The sequence below is a fragment of the Parapedobacter koreensis genome (assembly GCF_900109365.1).
GTDB classification, from domain to species: Bacteria; Bacteroidota; Bacteroidia; order Sphingobacteriales; family Sphingobacteriaceae; genus Parapedobacter; species Parapedobacter koreensis.
Window position 1 is genome coordinate 14,583 of record NZ_FNZR01000002.1, and the last position, 15,356, is coordinate 29,938.

The 15,356-nt window shown below is 45.3% G+C and carries 14 protein-coding genes; 6 read left to right on the forward strand and 8 right to left on the reverse strand.

Annotation, left to right across the window (positions count from 1 at the left end; all coding sequences use genetic code 11):
• Window positions 1-2: 2 nt before the first annotated feature.
• Genes BMW65_RS04080 through BMW65_RS24070 form a run of 3 tightly spaced genes read right to left on the reverse strand, consistent with a single transcriptional unit; the run spans window position 3 to window position 2,362 of the window.
• Window positions 3-1,079 carry a sensor histidine kinase gene (locus BMW65_RS04080; protein ID WP_090603039.1) on the reverse strand — a complete coding sequence of 359 codons (1,077 nt, stop codon included), beginning with the start codon at window positions 1,077-1,079 and terminating at the stop codon, window positions 3-5.
• 55 nt (window positions 1,080-1,134) lie between these two features.
• Entirely contained in the window at window positions 1,135-2,211 is a 1,077-nt protein-coding gene (locus BMW65_RS04085; RefSeq protein ID WP_090603041.1) for a lysophospholipid acyltransferase family protein, read from the reverse strand.
• Between the two features lie 10 nt (window positions 2,212-2,221).
• The gene (locus BMW65_RS24070) at window positions 2,222-2,362 is read right to left on the reverse strand and encodes a hypothetical protein (RefSeq protein ID WP_177180993.1); all 141 of its coding nucleotides are present in this window, start codon (window positions 2,360-2,362) and stop codon (window positions 2,222-2,224) included.
• Window positions 2,363-2,526: 164 nt separating this feature from the next.
• Between BMW65_RS24070 and BMW65_RS24075 the strand changes: the two genes are divergently transcribed.
• The 3 genes from BMW65_RS24075 (at window position 2,527) to BMW65_RS04095 (ending at window position 3,763) form a co-directional block, all read left to right on the forward strand.
• Entirely contained in the window at window positions 2,527-2,700 is a 174-nt protein-coding gene (locus BMW65_RS24075; RefSeq protein WP_177180994.1) for a hypothetical protein, read from the forward strand.
• A 24-nt stretch (window positions 2,701-2,724) separates the two neighbouring features.
• Window positions 2,725-3,297: a Crp/Fnr family transcriptional regulator gene (locus BMW65_RS04090; RefSeq protein ID WP_090603043.1), complete on the forward strand. Its 573-nt coding sequence runs from the start codon at window positions 2,725-2,727 to the stop codon at window positions 3,295-3,297.
• 94 nt (window positions 3,298-3,391) lie between these two features.
• Window positions 3,392-3,763 carry a hypothetical protein gene (locus BMW65_RS04095; RefSeq protein WP_090603045.1) on the forward strand — a complete coding sequence of 124 codons (372 nt, stop codon included), beginning with the start codon at window positions 3,392-3,394 and terminating at the stop codon, window positions 3,761-3,763.
• A 55-nt stretch (window positions 3,764-3,818) separates the two neighbouring features.
• On the opposite strand, the gene BMW65_RS04100 is transcribed toward BMW65_RS04095, so the two are convergent.
• From BMW65_RS04100 to BMW65_RS04110, 3 genes are read right to left on the reverse strand one after another with little or no spacing between them, the layout of a single operon-like run.
• Window positions 3,819-5,171, reverse strand: coding sequence for a RagB/SusD family nutrient uptake outer membrane protein (locus BMW65_RS04100; protein WP_090603046.1), 1,353 nt, complete (start codon window positions 5,169-5,171; stop codon window positions 3,819-3,821).
• A gap of 23 nt (window positions 5,172-5,194) precedes the next feature.
• Entirely contained in the window at window positions 5,195-8,404 is a 3,210-nt protein-coding gene (locus BMW65_RS04105; protein ID WP_090603048.1) for a SusC/RagA family TonB-linked outer membrane protein, read from the reverse strand.
• 33 nt (window positions 8,405-8,437) lie between these two features.
• Window positions 8,438-9,865 carry a TlpA family protein disulfide reductase gene (locus BMW65_RS04110; protein WP_090603049.1) on the reverse strand — a complete coding sequence of 476 codons (1,428 nt, stop codon included), beginning with the start codon at window positions 9,863-9,865 and terminating at the stop codon, window positions 8,438-8,440.
• Between the two features lie 603 nt (window positions 9,866-10,468).
• Between BMW65_RS04110 and BMW65_RS04115 the strand changes: the two genes are divergently transcribed.
• Window positions 10,469-10,741 carry a helix-turn-helix domain-containing protein gene (locus BMW65_RS04115; RefSeq protein WP_090603051.1) on the forward strand — a complete coding sequence of 91 codons (273 nt, stop codon included), beginning with the start codon at window positions 10,469-10,471 and terminating at the stop codon, window positions 10,739-10,741.
• A 102-nt stretch (window positions 10,742-10,843) separates the two neighbouring features.
• Here BMW65_RS04115 and BMW65_RS04120 read toward each other — a convergent pair whose 3' ends face one another.
• On the reverse strand, window positions 10,844-11,737 hold the full coding sequence (locus BMW65_RS04120) for an Rpn family recombination-promoting nuclease/putative transposase (protein WP_090603053.1): 894 nt from the start codon (window positions 11,735-11,737) through the stop codon (window positions 10,844-10,846).
• Between the two features lie 348 nt (window positions 11,738-12,085).
• Here BMW65_RS04120 and BMW65_RS04125 point away from each other — a divergent pair, with 348 nt between their 5' ends.
• Window positions 12,086-12,727, forward strand: coding sequence for a hypothetical protein (locus BMW65_RS04125; protein WP_090603054.1), 642 nt, complete (start codon window positions 12,086-12,088; stop codon window positions 12,725-12,727).
• A gap of 396 nt (window positions 12,728-13,123) precedes the next feature.
• On the forward strand, window positions 13,124-14,179 hold the full coding sequence (locus tag BMW65_RS04130) for a hypothetical protein (RefSeq protein ID WP_090603056.1): 1,056 nt from the start codon (window positions 13,124-13,126) through the stop codon (window positions 14,177-14,179).
• Between the two features lie 66 nt (window positions 14,180-14,245).
• Here the strand turns inward: BMW65_RS04130 and BMW65_RS04135 are convergent, their stop codons facing one another.
• Window positions 14,246-15,343, reverse strand: a complete 1,098-nt coding sequence (locus BMW65_RS04135) for a hypothetical protein (RefSeq protein ID WP_090603058.1) — start codon at window positions 15,341-15,343, stop codon at window positions 14,246-14,248.
• Window positions 15,344-15,356: the final 13 nt, after the last annotated feature.

Sequence of the window (15,356 nt, forward strand, 5' to 3'; positions counted from 1 at the left end):
AGTTATTGCATAATGGTTATGGTGGCAAAAAAACAACCATCGGCCACCCGCGTTTCAAGTTGGTGGGCGTTGGGAAAGGCCAGTTCGAGCCGCCGCCTGAGGTGTTCCAGGCCAGTGCCCCATGACGGGACAGGATCGCTGCCCTCACCCAGCTGGTTTATGCAGGTAAGCGATACATTATCTGGATGATATTGGACGTTTACCCGCACGGTTTCCCCTTGTTTTCCATGCTTGAATGAATTTTCGAGCAGCGAGATGGTAGCCAGCGGTGATATCACATGCCCACCCGGCGAGCCCTCAATCCGCAATGTTACAGCCTCTACATCCGGAAACCGGTACTGCTGTAGTTGGATATAGGCAGCCAGCTCCTTCAATTCGCTGTTCATGAGTACACGCCTCACCTGATTACGCGCACACATTGCGGAGTAATGCAGCACCTTTGAAACACAAAGGATAGCCGCTGCCATCCGGGAAGAATAGCCCAGCGCATCTGCATACAATCCGTTCAACACGTTGAAGAGTGTATGGGAGCTGAGATGCCCCGATAGGAAGCGGTATTCATTGCGCTCACTTTCCTGCTGGGCTTTCATCCGGGCGATTTCAGCTTGGTGCTTTTCTTCCTGCGCCAGCTTGTGCCGCTCACTGTTTTGCAGCAGCCGGATAATCACGACCACAAGCACGGCATGCAACAGCCAATGGTGATAAGTAGGCAGCATGACCAGCACAAAATGCCTGAAACCCGCCTCAATTCCATCCCTCACAAACTGAATATCCAGCCATTCCGCTGCCCATTGGTGCGCAAATTTATAGCCGACCGCCAGCAGCAATGCAATGGTCAGCGCGGCTATCGCACCCCATTGCAGGACTTTCCACGGACGAAAGGTTTTCAGCAGAGACCATCGGTAAAACAACGCGACGAGCAGGTAAAACGATAGGATAATGACCAAGACCACCGCTATGACATCACGTATGCGCCGATGGGGGTAAAATTCATTGTTGTAAAATAACATAGCCATTAAATAGCTGATCCAATAACCCAATTGGGATAGGCAAACGATTAGTTTCTGTCTTTTATTCATAGGGTAGTTTAGCTTCGGTTGACGTAAGGTACAAAACGAAAGCTAAACCAGCAAGTCAGGTACCCAAGGGCATTCCATACCAATGCTCCACCAAATTGTCATACAGCGTCTTAGCAATTGCAACAGTTTTGTAACCGATTTTCCGGATGAGGTAGTATTTTCCTTGTGCTGCAAATACGGCATAGTGAACGGGGGTCAATAGGCTGAGCGCAGTCTGCACATCAGGCGGCTCCGCAAACCGTGCGTCATCCGGTGCAGCCGTGACACGGTGGAGGTAAGGCCAATTCTCCCACTGCGCAGGGCGGTGCCGCAGTTGCTCAGCCAGCGTACCATAGATGGCGGCAGTCGCCGAGGCTATGTAATCTTCCGTTGGCCCTTCGCCCGCCACTATGGGTGAAGGCGCTATCACCTCCAGGCATTCGTTTTGTCCCCGCCGGAAGCAGAGCAACGGATGGATGGGAACGCCCAGCCGCGCCGAGAGAAACGGTACGCCCCTGCGCACCAGCAATTGCCGCCCCAAAAACGGCGTCGGCGTAAGGTTGCCCACCTCCACAGGCGATGCCCCCATGTCGCCATCGATGTAGATGAGCAATTGATATCCCTGCTTGAGCAGCTTGGCCATGGCCCGTACGCCCCCCGGACTGTCGGCCTCCACGATATGCATCCGTGCCTTGCCCGGCAACCGCAGGCTTTTGTGCAAACTGCGGAAGGCATCGCCCTGCGTACGGACTACCTGCCGCGATACAACCAGCGCAAATGGTATCCGCGCATGCCCCAGCAGGTAGCTGGGCAGCCGATACGATCCCGTATGCATCGTGCATACAATACCCGGCTGGTGCCGTATCCGCGCTACAAGCGCCTCATCCCACCCTGCCACCGCTATGGGCAGCTTGCCAGCAAAATACTCCTGCTCCAGCCGTCCGAGCCATTGGTTGCATACCCACTCACGCAATAGCGGCACATGGCGCTCGTAGGGAATATCAGGGAGAAAATTGGCCAGATTGGTGGTGAAGAATGCAAAAAGCCTACCCCCGCGTTCGTGCGCAAAGGGATTGAAGGCCATGGTATCCTTGGTGATGGCCTCCACAGCCTGCGGATAGTCCAGGTATTTGTATTTATCGAGGGGATTCATGACGTATCCGTTAAATGATAAAGATGTCACACTTATCTACTGGCAGAGGGTCTTCAGCCGTGAGGCTAAACAGCTCATTCAGGTTGAAAAACGGCAGGATGTTGTCTACAAGCAGCTGCGCAAACTCGATTAACAGTTGAATTAAGTCCATCGTTGATTCTTATTTTTTCTATGCTACATTGCCGGATTTGTCTATTGTGCAGGCCCCGGTTTCTGCCTGTTCCTTTGGCCAAAGGATATTGCCGATCGTGCCGTAAACCTGTGTAAAAAAGTCCATCCACGACGATTTTTTTCGTGAACGACACGTTTCTAACCATGAAATTGACTTTTCTCATCCTTTTTTCCTGTGGGGTGTCATCCCATGTCACTCGTTTTTGCCGTGTATCGACTACCGGAAGCAGGGATTTTGCCGCCTATCAAGTGCCCGGTATACGCCATGCCTTTGTATGTCATCCACTGTCTCTTGACGTGCATGTAATCAACGTGTAATTTTCCCACCATCAGCACACCGAAATGGAGCGATTTTTTGCATATTGGAGCCATTGGATCAACCTGAATCAGGAGACAAGGGAATACCTATCGCAGCATAGCCAGATCCGCTCCTATGCAGCGGGCAACGACTTCGTCCTTGCAGGAGAAGCGCGCCCATTCTGGTGTTTTGTACTTTCCGGATTAGTAGCAGGTTTAGAACGACTTGGCAACCATCGTTATAGCTATAACTGGTTGGCACTTCCGGGAGATTATTTCACCGGAACCATTCACTTGTTTACTCAGCGGCCGCCCTCATCCAATATTCAATTCTTGCGGGATACGCAGCTCCTCCTTATCCCTGCCCCGGCTATGCGGTTTGCGCAGCAGCATTTTTCCGGCATCAGCGAGATATTGCATGTGCTGAAACAACGACGTATTCTGCATCAAGAAGCATTGTTGCTCCTTTTGTTGCTGGACACTAACCGCCGCTACACAACATTCCGTAAGGGTATGCATCATTTGTACGCCCTGCTCAGCGAAAAGGAACAAATTGCCTATTTACGCATGAGCCGGAGCCAATTCTTTGCAGCCAAGTCTGCTTGGAAGGAGCAGTAGAAAAAAACAGTCCGAAATCGAACTTTATACAGTTTTTAAAGCTTCCATATTTGCTGTACAAATCATTCATTTTTTAAACTAAAGTACACGTACAATGATTTCCACATTTTTGAACTGGCCCATTGAAATTGGTGCCGCTTTACTTTTCTCTCTTTTTAGTTCAGGGAATGTAGCTGAAAAGCCCCACGAGGTAAAAGTGCCTGAGCAAGCTGTAGTGGCTAGAGCAAGCCCAACAAAAGCGAGGCTGGCGATTTATCGTTTTACACCAAACGATGCGTCAGATTGGCGAAATCCGGCTAATTGGCAACCGGGAGAGTCCTCCGATCCCTGCGGGGGAGTAGCCATCCCCTGCCAAGTAGATCTGGAGGAGGCCGGTTATCCCGATATTGAGACAATGCTTGCGAATTTTACCGACGATCAGCTTGACCAGTTTCTTAATCATGATGGTGTAGAGGCCAAAAATTAGCTAATTCAAATCATACGCACCCACAACTAATAAGCATGTGGGTGCGTTTTTTATTTTATGGGTTCTGGGGCATGCCTGTTAACTCGATTACGTCATCCGGAATCGGAAAAATAAATCGGGGCCCATTTGGTGCGAGCGTGTACACCTCGTCTCCAATTCGCCGTTCAAAGCTGATATCGAATCCTTCCATATTCAAACGCTTTACATCAGGCCATCGGATTGCCCGCATTAGCAGTTCCTTTCTCCGCTCTGTTAAAACGGTGGCTAATATGGTATCTTGGCTATCATCGATTAAAGGGATAAACTTCTCATCACTCCACCGTTTGGCAAGCAACGTGTTCAAATCAGCAAGCGCCATCTCAAGATTACCTAACCTGGCATGGCACTCTGCCCGCATAAGGTATACTTCATCTACGGCGATACCTGAAAACAAATTGTTGCTTGCCGAATAATAACTTCCCTTGAACCCGCTTGAACCATCAACATTGACACGAAAAAAAATACGCTTCCGTAGATCCCCTTCTTGATAGCTGTCAAGCAATATACTGTCTATTTTTGCCCTATTATTTGCCAGCGGCGTTGCGTACGTGATGGACTGATAGATAATTTCGTCGTTGAATTCGGGGATCGGGAAATTTGCGTTGCTATCCAATGTGTTATAGTCTATCAGGTCGCTTTTCAGCTTTAAGCAAGCATCTGCGTAATACAAGCATTTCTCGTAATCCCGCATAAAAAGATACATTCTTGCCAGTAAGGCCATTGCCGCAGGCTTTGATGCTCGGTAAACGTGTAACGGCGTATTAGGGAGTACCTCGGTCGCCGCTACTAAATCTTCGGTTATCTGTGTATAAGTGTCTTTTAAAGACGCTCGCTCGGATTGGATATTGAAATCAGAAGATAGCCTGATAGGTATTCCGAGATCGGTTGCTGCCGTTGAGCTGTCGTAGGATTTGGAAAATAAGAGTGCTACCGAAAGAAACGACCTTGCTCTCAGGAAAAGTGCTTGGCCCCGGATATGATCCCAATCTGGCGGATTGGTCTGCCCTTTGCCTATCCGGTCCAGTGTCTCCAAAACGACATTGGCGTAATATACATTGCGATACGGCCAAAACCAATCATTTGAAAGCGAAGGATATATCCCTTCTTTCTCCCAAAGGTATCGCCGCCTATCCCGTTCATCGGACAAAGCGGACCAATCAGTGTCCGCCAGGTAATAATCGTCCGAACTCACCTCACCGATATAAGGATCCCAGTGCACATTACTGTAATTATCCAAGAGTGCCTGTAAATCTGCCAACGTCTCAGGAATTACTAATTGTTTATCCGGCTTCACATCCAAATAGGAGTTGCAGCGGCAAAACAGCAGAGCGCATGCTGCCAAACACAGGAACAAATTTTTTATTTTCATAGCAATTATCTTTATGGTTTTGGTTAAAAGGAAATCTGAACGCCAAGCGCACAATTAAAGGAAGGTGGCAAACCATATGGCCCATAAGCGGGGTCGACACCGTCGTCATTGGCCGCCCATATAATACCCAAATTGTTCATATTCAAATACGCCTTTGCTTGCTTGACAGGTAGCCATCGATGACTGCTCTTCATAAAGTCGTAAGCAATGTTGATATATTGCAAGCGGATGTGGTCGCCTCTTGCCACTTTAATTTCTGAATTGAGGTAGAATGTGGTGCGATAGCCATTATTGGGATAGACCATCGAAGGGACGTCTGTGACCTGTTCATCTCCCGGCTTTTGCCATCTGTCCACAAATTCTTCATGATAACCGTAGGGGCTCATGTTGAACAAGCCGCTGTAGCTTATTCCTTCGTTTTTGAAGTAATAGCCCATTTTGTAAATCAACCTGACGGATAAGGAAAGGTTCTTCCATGAAAACGAATTGCCCAAAGAGCCGAAAACGGTAGGGACGGAAGAACCATGATAAACGATGTCACTCAATTGGGTGCCTGCACCGGTAATCAAGTTATATTCTTTGCTTGGGTTTCCACCCACGAAGCCGACAGGATCTCCCGTTTCCGGATCAAGACCGCCCCACTTGTAGGAAAACATGGCGAAAATGGGATAGCCCTCAATCCTTATCATGGATGGCGTAGATCCTCCCACAAAGACGCTTCCCTGTGGTGCCGAAGCGCGGTAATACGAAAGGACTTCATCGTTATAGTAGCTAAGGCTTAGATTGCTGCGCCAGCTGAAATGTTCAGCGGCTATATTTGCGGAGTTCAAATCGACATCCATACCTTTTCCTTTCAGGGAGGCAACATTTTTGGTGATGGTACTGGCGGTGCCGGTCGTTACATCCATAGGAGCAGGGCCAAAAAGATCGATGCCTTTTTTTAAATAAACCTCAATACTGCCGGTAAGACGGTTGCCGCGGCTGTTGAAATCGACCCCCATATTCGTCATCCTTACTTGCTCCCACCGGAGCGCTGGATTGGCGTGCTGGGATATGGAGGCTATCGCGCGCTGTATATACGGCGATTGCTGCGACAGGTAGTTGAATGTGGTTACCGCGCTTCTGCTCATATCTACATTTCCGCTAAGTCCATGAGTCATCCTAAGCTTCAAGCCAGGAAGTATGCCGGATCGGTAGAACGGCTCATTACTAATGTTCCACCCCGCGCCAACGGACCAAAGGACATTCCATTTATCGTTGGTACCGACCCCGAATAGATTGGATGCGTCTCGCCTTCCGCTTAGGGTAAGCAAATATCGGCGGTCATACGCATATACCGCATTGGCAAACACGGAGACAAAACGGTTCATCAGGCCGGTATGGAGCTCATTGTTAGGAATAAAGGAGTTGCTTCCCGTTATAAAGTGCGGGAAACGATTTACATAATCCACATTTCCGAAATTCAACGTTTCGACATCGTAACCATAGGTTCTACCCCGGTTTCCTACGGTAGCTGAACTTCGCAATTCAGTCCCTACCAGTGAAGTAATATTATGGCGGCGCCAATTCTTATCGACATTGATCTGTCCCCGTATATTGTGTACCGTGAGCCGAGTACGTGTCAAATCCATAATGGCCCCTTTAGGGATATGATAAGCCACTTCGCCTGTTACCGCTGAAATTTGGCTGAACCTGTTTACCAAGTCGCGTGCAACGTAGCTTTGCTCGTCATACAACGTCTCACCATCGGTGTCCTGCGCCTGATACTGGTATTTCAGATCGACGTTAATCCATTCAGCAGGTGCGTAGTTCGCTCCGGCGCTGATAACTGCACTACTTACTTTAGCCGTTGACCGGGAATAGCTATCCTCCAGCAATGGATAATAGTTCCAATCCAATAGTTTCCCGCCTCCAATGGTATCCAACAGGGGCTGCCTAAAGTCCTTCATAGCTGGCAAGGCGTTACCGGCTTCGTCTGCGAGCATAGTATAAGGCAACTGGCCAGTGGGCGCATAGGGCCGATTGCCGCTGACAGTTCGGCTTTGTGTATAGTGAATGTCTGCATCTAGCCTGAGCTTGTCCACCGGAGAATAGCTGTTTCGGAAATTGAAGTTAAGCCGTTGGTAGCGGCCATCCAGATTATCCCTGTTGCGATCATACCCCGCAGAAAGGTAATGGGACCAACGTTCCGTGCCCCCGGTCACTGACAAGGCATATTGTTGGTTGATCCCAGTTTGGTACATATACTTCCGATATTCATCCCGTATGTTTCCCTGTGCCAAATCTTCGAGGAGCAAATCCGCTTGCCACTCATCAAGCTGGCCATTGAGCCTCCTGAACATGACCTCGTACGCCGGTGAAAAAGCCGGTCGGCTTAGTGCAGCTGTATCCGCAAACCGATATCTGTTGGAAAAAAGGAAGCGCTCGGCCTCAATGTATGACCGGCTATCCATCAACGGGTAGTAGCCGAGGTCTGGTATACTATTTACCGTGGTGTTGGTGTTAAACGAAATGGCTAGCGGCTCTCCCAACCGTCCGTTTTTGGTCGTAATCACAATGACACCATTGCCAGCACGGGCACCCCATATGGAGGATGCCGCCGCGTCTTTGAGCACTGTGATGTTTTCGACGTCATTTGGGTTGATATTGCCGATATCGCCTTCGTAGGGAAAGTTGTCTACGATAATCAGTGGATCCCTTAATCCCCCGGTGGACAGCGTGCTGAGGCCACGGATGCGTATACCCATATCCGAGCCACCCAACGTAGTAGTCCGCGAGACATCCAATCCGTTTGCGACTGCCTCCAACCGGCTGAGCACATCCGTGCTGATCTGCTCATTGAACGTTTTATTATCAATGATATTGAATGATCCCGTGATGCGCTCTTTGGGAAGGGATTGATACCCTGTGGATACCTGTACTTCATCCAACAGGTACATGCTTGTCTTTAAAACGATATTCAAAAATCCGGAAGGCTGTTTGCCGATGTCGATTTCTTCAGTATGGTACCCCATCAGTGACACGACCAACGCAGCATCGCGGTCGGCGACCGTCATACTGAAATTCCCGAGTGTATCGGTATAAACTACATTCCGCCTATTCTTCTCAATTATCATCACATCGGGCATGCCCTCGCCATTTTCGTTTTGTACGATGCCTTTAATAGCCGTTTGGGCTACAGTAAACACTGGGAGTAAGCACATCGCTAATATTGCAATTGCGATTCGTTTCATTTTGTCGATTAGTAAAAGGTTGTAAGTAAGTGGTTATGCCTTGGTAAGTATCATGAACTCAAGCTCCCTTTCGGCCACTTCAAGGAATAAGCCATGAGCTTCCAAAGCGTGTTTCAAATCCTGAAGGCTACCGCCTTGCTTTAGCCAGATGGTCGCGGGCGTATCGATGCCTGTTTCATCCAAGACGATTCGGCCATTCAATGAAGGCTCCTTTTCAAGTATATGGGCCAGAAGCCCGAAGGATTGATTTTGCAACACGGGTCTTTCTTCGCCTACAGCGCCTACGGGCTTAAGAGGTGCATCGGGGGTCATCGATTTGAGTACGTAACAAATTACCTTGCGCATTTCAATGATGCCATGGAAACCGCTGCACGTATTCAGATCGATAAGCATCCGGTGATATAGCGAATCGGCATTTTCTATTGCGGTGGCAAATTCATACGAACACAGTTTTGCCGGGTCGGACACCACACGGCCACGGTTGACTATGGCTATCTCTGGGTACTTTGCGGTGTCCGCAGCTATCACGACCTGCTGATCGGAGAAGCGGGAGCCTAAAATCTTCTCCGCGATGCCGTAGTAAAGCGCCCCTATCGTCACGTTGAATGACGAGCGACCTACGACCGTATTCCCCCGTTTCCTAAGCCTGCTTCCCGAGGGAAGGCTGGGTATATAGCCGTGTACCAACGTGGAAAGCTTCCGTAAGCTTGCCGACTTCGGGAATTTATCAATGCCCGAAACCAATGGTTCATCGGGGTCAATGTAGGTCTTAAGCGCATAGTCCGGCTGCTCATTCCGCAGCACTTTGGCCACATTACCGGCAGTCACGTCATTGCCGGCCGTGGTAGCAACTACCCTGCCCTGTGGGTCTATCCATGCGTAGTGGGGCACTACGTTATGGGGGAATGCTTCGATAAGCGGCTCCGCCTCGACAATCGACGGCAGTCCGAGGGGCTTTAGTGTTTTGTGATTTTTAAGCGCCTGCTCCGTGGCCTCGGGCTTGCTCCATGAAACGGGCAGTACGATCATGGAGTCTGCAAACTGCTGCTGCACGTGATGTACCTCCGGCATGGCGCTGATGCATGTACTGCAAAAGGTACCCCAGAAATCAAGGATAATCAGCTTATCCTTATAATCGCTAAGGGTAATCGTCTCCTTCCCTTCGGGATGGTTCACCACATGCAGGGGCAGGTGCCAGAGAGATTCGGGGATGGTGTCCCCGATTTGCAGGGGGGTAATTTCTGTAGACAGCGTATCTGCGGGCGCGTCCTGAAACTGGTATCCATGTGCGTTTGAACTGACGCTTATCAGCAGCAAAAGCGCCAATATCCCAATTGCGCGGCCCCGCCCGGGGAGGGCGAAGGCCTGCGCATGGGTCTGCACACATAGTTTCTTGACTGACTTTCGTTTGTGTTTTCGGAATAAGGCATAGCTATCCCCTAAGCGTAATTTTTGCTTCATTTTGTTTGATTTTAGGTGTATGAAAATGACTTAATTCTGGTTTCTACCTAAAATCAGACAGGGTTTTTCGCTATACTTTTAAACAAATTAGACGTAGAAATCTCCCACGTTTTGGATACCAAATAACCATCCTCCCTCCTATCTTGGATAGGCTGGATGGGCTTAGATGCGACGGTTCTTTTTTTTAGTTTCACTACTCGTTATGGTTAGTAACGAGTCTTTATATGGTGAGCATCCAATAAATGTGGGGCTGCACACCGCGGCTACACTAAAGTTTCTCACGCCTTACGTAACGCGGATTTACAGCAGCCCCACATCTATCTTGATACGCAAAGATACATATTCAAGTATAGACATGGGTATTAAACTGCTGCCTTGCGTTACGGCGTGAGAATGTGTAGCCGCAAGACTCTTGTTATTACCTTGATCTAATCGTTAAACATATCACAAGCAAAGATATATTTATTTATGACCAATACATAATATTTTATGATTAAATCATAAAATATTATAGTTTAATCACAATAATATACTCATTCACAGTTATTTGCGATTTGCATATGTTTCTAAAGAAGCATAGTTTTAGGGTCATTTTGAGAGAAAATGGCTAAAAAAGAAAAGAAAGAACCCATATATCGAATTGGAGCAATCTTGGCAGAACAAGGTGTAAAAAAGGAAGTTTTTGCTGGACTTGTAGGAGTGAACAGTGGAACTGTATCAGAGTGGATAAATCATAAAGGCTACCCAGAAGCTTCCAGATTACCGAAAATAGCGGAAGTATTAAATGTGAATAGGCAGCTTCTGCTCATCGAAACTAAACCAAAAGAAGGCAAGTCACCAGCCCAAATTAAAACCGAGGAAAAAGAAACAAGATAATCGGGTTCGATCACTATGGAGGTGAATTATACCCTTACAACAAAAGCCTTCCGGTATTTGGCGGAAGGCTTGATATAATTACAACGATAGCCTAAGCTACCATTATTGTTTTTTCTTGTTCAAATCGGCGCGGACTTTGCGTACAAAATCTATGGAGACTTCGGCTACATCGGCCGCAGTCTCATCGTCCAAGCCCAATTGCTGCATCAGGTTGGCTACCACAGTATAGCTTTTTTGCTCTGCGCCTTCCTTTACCGCATGGTCTAAAATAGCTTTACTGTCCCATTTACGTTTCAAACCAGTATCATACATCTCTTTTTCCTCCTTCGTCAATTTGCTGTATTCAGCAATATTAAACAACTTTTCAAATATGGGTTTCCGAAGATAGAGCGGTATTCTGTCCAGCCTGCTCATGTTCTTCAACACGAAGAGCCAACCGTCAAGATCCGTCTCCAATTCGGATTCCTCTTTTACAAAGTTAATCAATTCCAAGTATATAAAACCCAAATCGTCGTAAAAAACCTTTCCGGTATCCCTGTTGCACAGGCAGATATCATGCAGGCATCGCCCATCTCCCACACCGTCCGGCATGCCAAATCCGTCCATCAATACGATGACATAAACTTCACTAATAGCGTAGTTCCATTCCTTGCGTTTCCCTTTTGGAGCCTGATCGGAGATAAGCTTGCTGCCGTAGTACAGCATGCGTCGCTTGAGATTGACTTGTGCACTGCGCTGTACCTCAATAATGAACTGCTCCCCGTTGCTAGCGGTGCAGGTAAGGTCGAAAATCACGGCACCAATTTCATCGGTATCGCCCGCGTATTCGTTTTTGTTGTACACCAAATCCACGATGTGCTTGCGCCCCCGAAAAACACCGTTGAGCAGATCAATAAGCAAATCCTTGTTGGGTTCGGAGCCAAATATCCGCTTGAATCCAAAATCGGTAAGCGGGTCGATGAATTTTCTAAGGGTAGACTGTTGTGATTTGGTCATACGCAAAGCTAATAAAATTCAATCTTAAAAACTAATACTCTTAGTATATATTAATTGAAGGCAAAAAAATTTATAGAAGATGGCCATAAAAGAATTACTTTGTAATTTTAAAGCAAACCAATCAGACTTGAACTTCCAATAGCTGATGTTTCAGTTTGTGTATAGTGCTTATTAATACGGTGTTGGTTAATGGGCATTCGGTTGATGCCATCTCGATAGGAATATGATTAGGATTTATATCATTACGCGATAAGCAAAGAGACGTAACGCTACTGGATAAGATAAACAATTGATTTTGGGAGGAGAATATTTGAAGTACTTTAATGTAAACCCATATTGGGAGGTATCATGAAAAATGAAAATTTAATGCTAATCCTTACCGGATTAATGATAACTCTTGGCCTTTGTGCACTCATATACGTTGCAAACGATATTATACCAGAAGGCCAAAAGTTTAATTCGGAAATATGGGGAAACATCAATGATTGGATGATTTACGGGCTTACGTTGGTTACCGCTGTTTTTTTGTATAAAACGCTGAGATCGCAGATGGAAGTACAAAAAACCCAGAATGAGTTGTTCAAAATAGAGAGCACCCGATTCAAAGAGAGTATTAAACCGTTACTAAAATATTCCGCATCAACCGACAAAATGATTCCAGGTGAGAAGCATAAAAAAATACTCACCGTAGAAGTCACAAATGAAACTGAGAATATCGCACTAAAAATTTCAAGAATTCTATCTCAAGATGAAAGGTCTAAGCAGATATTTATACCTATGAGCCTTGATGATCGACGTGATCATTTGAAAAAGGGAGATAACCCCTTGTTGTTTCATTTTTTGATTGACAGCAAATCTCCAGCATCTGAATGGACTGTTTTTGAATTAAACTATGAAGATATTTCTGGAAACAAATATAAACAACGCGTTATTTGCATTTGTGACAGATTCGGAATTGAAATTAATCCTTATCTGCCTGAAATCGTTTGAACAGAAAATCAGTTACAAAATGAACCAAACATGAGACAAACTGTAAACGCCCATGAAAATTGGATCCGTTCGCTCCTGCGCTTGACTTTTCCGAGGTTTATCTCGAACACGCGCCTACCAATTGGGGAACAGACAAACCTCTGAATGCGTTCAATATCTGGAACCTCGACACTGGAACAGGCCACTCGGACAGATTGTCTATCATGGATACGGGAACCAAAGCTTATTGGCATTCCGACCCCTTAACCGACGCTGTACTCGGAAAATACAAGGTGACCTACATAATCCTTTTCAAAATCCTTAGCTTTGCTCTTATTTCCCGATAATTCCTTTTCTTTATGTCAAATAAACTTGAATGTTGATGCATTAATAACATAGCAATAAAGTGGTCTTCTAATGAGCTTAGTTTCTGTCATAACGAATTATGGCCAACCCGTTATCGTGAGCGACATTGCGATATCAACAGAGGAAAAGACTGATGAAATATATGTACCTTCTTTAAATCGAGAGGTAGATTTTAACAAGTTAGGATCTGGGAAGAAAATATATTCATATGGTCTAAAAGTTTTAATCATTCAAGATATCTTATGTGTCACGTTTGCTGGCAATGTTGCCGATATTAAAGATGCTCAAGCTAATATTGAAGATTTCTTTTTACACCGATATGTGAATGTAGAAACCTTACAAAACCTGTTTAAAGAATACCACTTCTCACATTATAAAGACTTAAGCATTAGTTTCACCTTGGGTCGCCCTGAAATATCAAAGAACACGGTTACAGGCAGAGCGATAGGCAAATGGGAAACTAAAGAGCATCCGTTCTTTGAGAAAGTAATTTCAAGCGGAAGCGGTGCTAAAGAATGGAATGAAAAATTCTATGAGCAATCAAATTTGCTCCAACAAGGTGAAAAAGTATTTTTAGGCGAATGTCTCAACAAAGTATTATTGACTTGTGCGTACTTTTTATGGCAAGAAAAAATTAGTCCAGAAAATCTACTTGAAGGATGGGGAGGTGGTTTTGACGTTGCCTATTATGATGGTTGTCACTTCAAAAAGATTGAAAATGTAGTCTTCGCATTTTTCAGTTTTGACATTTCTAAACCCAATACAGACACCAGACCGCAATCTTTCATTCATAACTCTTATGATGAAAAAAAACTCATAATAAGGTATTTCGACCAGTACGATCACAAAACATATGTAATAAAACAATTCAACGACAAAATTATTGATACTTCCAAAATATATTCATTACTAGTGCAATCAAATTTAGTGGTATCCTGCGTTCAAATATTCAATGGAAGCAGTAAGACTCACGATTTTTTTATAGTCAATCCTAAAAATGAAAAGATTATATTCCAGACGATTGACATCGATGGAATCCTTGGCATAGGAATCGAGTCTGAATATGAAAATACAATTAAAACAACAATTAAGGATTTCTTAAGTTAGTTTTAACCTAAAATATTATTAGCGTTATTTTGTCCTGATGATCCAAATGCTGGCCAAATTTCTATACTAATCCAAATTGCTATTCATAAGACCATGGTAAAACAGCATGTTTTGAAAGGCAACGATATGAAGAGAGAATCCCTCATCATGCTCAATTCCAAGTCGGACTTCGTATAACATCGTTTGAGTTTTATTCTGGACATCGTATATCCCATGCGCTTTGTTAAGCCACCAGGTTCTGCCTGTCCAAAATTCGCTGTTATCAATCATGTCCCATTCATGAGGCTGGAGTTCAGTGTCCCCGAAATTGTCGGGACCATATATATCGATTATCCTATCACACAATGTGATTACTTTTGCTGTGTCCGCTTCGTATTTGCTAAAGTAGATTACATGGATTTGGATATTTTCGTTGATGGATTTTACACTGTCAAAGATTCTGATTTTTACTACGTCAAAAATTCCTAATTCAGAAGGTGACAATTCGAAAGCGTAGTCCACATATTTGACCTGTCCGTTTTCTGATTTGATTTCGGTATTTAATGCTTCCTGTTTTAGGATGGTGTTTAAGTCATGGGTTAAAATACTGAGCAGTGTTCCATTTGTCCGAATTGAATAGTCTACAACTTTTTCAGGTTTGGACTTTACTATAAATAACAATTGCTGCCTAGGGTCAATTCTATAATTCAACGTAAAAGAGAAATTGTCTTTTAGCCATGAATGGAACAACTCATCAGATTCCGAAAAAGCTTGTCCTTGGGCAAGTTTGGCTATTTGATCGTGTTCATTGAACGAAGCAAATTTGTGATCTGCGATATATCCTCCACCGAGGCAAGGCTTTAGTTGCTTGAAAAACGATTGAACCAACTCAGGGTCATCCGTAGTGGTATAAAACATGAGTTGTACCGATTGATCGTCACGGTACTTTATCACTAGGTTATCAAATATTCCAAAAAATATGTTGCTGAATACCATTTCAACCTGAACCACTCCGTCTGCTACATCGCTTGGATTGCTTAAAAGTTGTTCAAGGGTTGCTTTTTCGATTTCTGTATCATTTAAAGAAAGAGCATCCTTATAATTCCATCCACCCAGTTCGGTGGAATTCAGGAAATCGATTAGGTTTGTTGGATTAGGAATCTTCCTTGTGAAAAAATCGAACATAGGTTGTAAATTG

Excerpts from the sequence above, each read along its gene's own strand:
- BMW65_RS04080 (WP_090603039.1), bottom strand. The coding sequence starts at position 1,079 with ATGAATAAAAGACAGAAACTAATCGTTTGCCTATCCCAATTGGGTTAT.
- BMW65_RS04085 (WP_090603041.1), bottom strand. The coding sequence starts at position 2,211 with ATGAATCCCCTCGATAAATACAAATACCTGGACTATCCGCAGGCTGTG.
- BMW65_RS24070 (WP_177180993.1), bottom strand. The coding sequence starts at position 2,362 with ATGGACTTAATTCAACTGTTAATCGAGTTTGCGCAGCTGCTTGTAGAC.
- BMW65_RS24075 (WP_177180994.1), top strand. The coding sequence starts at position 2,527 with ATGAAATTGACTTTTCTCATCCTTTTTTCCTGTGGGGTGTCATCCCAT.
- BMW65_RS04090 (WP_090603043.1), top strand. The coding sequence starts at position 2,725 with ATGGAGCGATTTTTTGCATATTGGAGCCATTGGATCAACCTGAATCAG.
- BMW65_RS04095 (WP_090603045.1), top strand. The coding sequence starts at position 3,392 with ATGATTTCCACATTTTTGAACTGGCCCATTGAAATTGGTGCCGCTTTA.
- BMW65_RS04100 (WP_090603046.1), bottom strand. The coding sequence starts at position 5,171 with ATGAAAATAAAAAATTTGTTCCTGTGTTTGGCAGCATGCGCTCTGCTG.
- BMW65_RS04105 (WP_090603048.1), bottom strand. The coding sequence starts at position 8,404 with ATGAAACGAATCGCAATTGCAATATTAGCGATGTGCTTACTCCCAGTG.
- BMW65_RS04110 (WP_090603049.1), bottom strand. The coding sequence starts at position 9,865 with ATGAAGCAAAAATTACGCTTAGGGGATAGCTATGCCTTATTCCGAAAA.
- BMW65_RS04115 (WP_090603051.1), top strand. The coding sequence starts at position 10,469 with ATGGCTAAAAAAGAAAAGAAAGAACCCATATATCGAATTGGAGCAATC.
- BMW65_RS04120 (WP_090603053.1), bottom strand. The coding sequence starts at position 11,737 with ATGACCAAATCACAACAGTCTACCCTTAGAAAATTCATCGACCCGCTT.
- BMW65_RS04125 (WP_090603054.1), top strand. The coding sequence starts at position 12,086 with ATGAAAAATGAAAATTTAATGCTAATCCTTACCGGATTAATGATAACT.
- BMW65_RS04130 (WP_090603056.1), top strand. The coding sequence starts at position 13,124 with ATGAGCTTAGTTTCTGTCATAACGAATTATGGCCAACCCGTTATCGTG.
- BMW65_RS04135 (WP_090603058.1), bottom strand. The coding sequence starts at position 15,343 with ATGTTCGATTTTTTCACAAGGAAGATTCCTAATCCAACAAACCTAATC.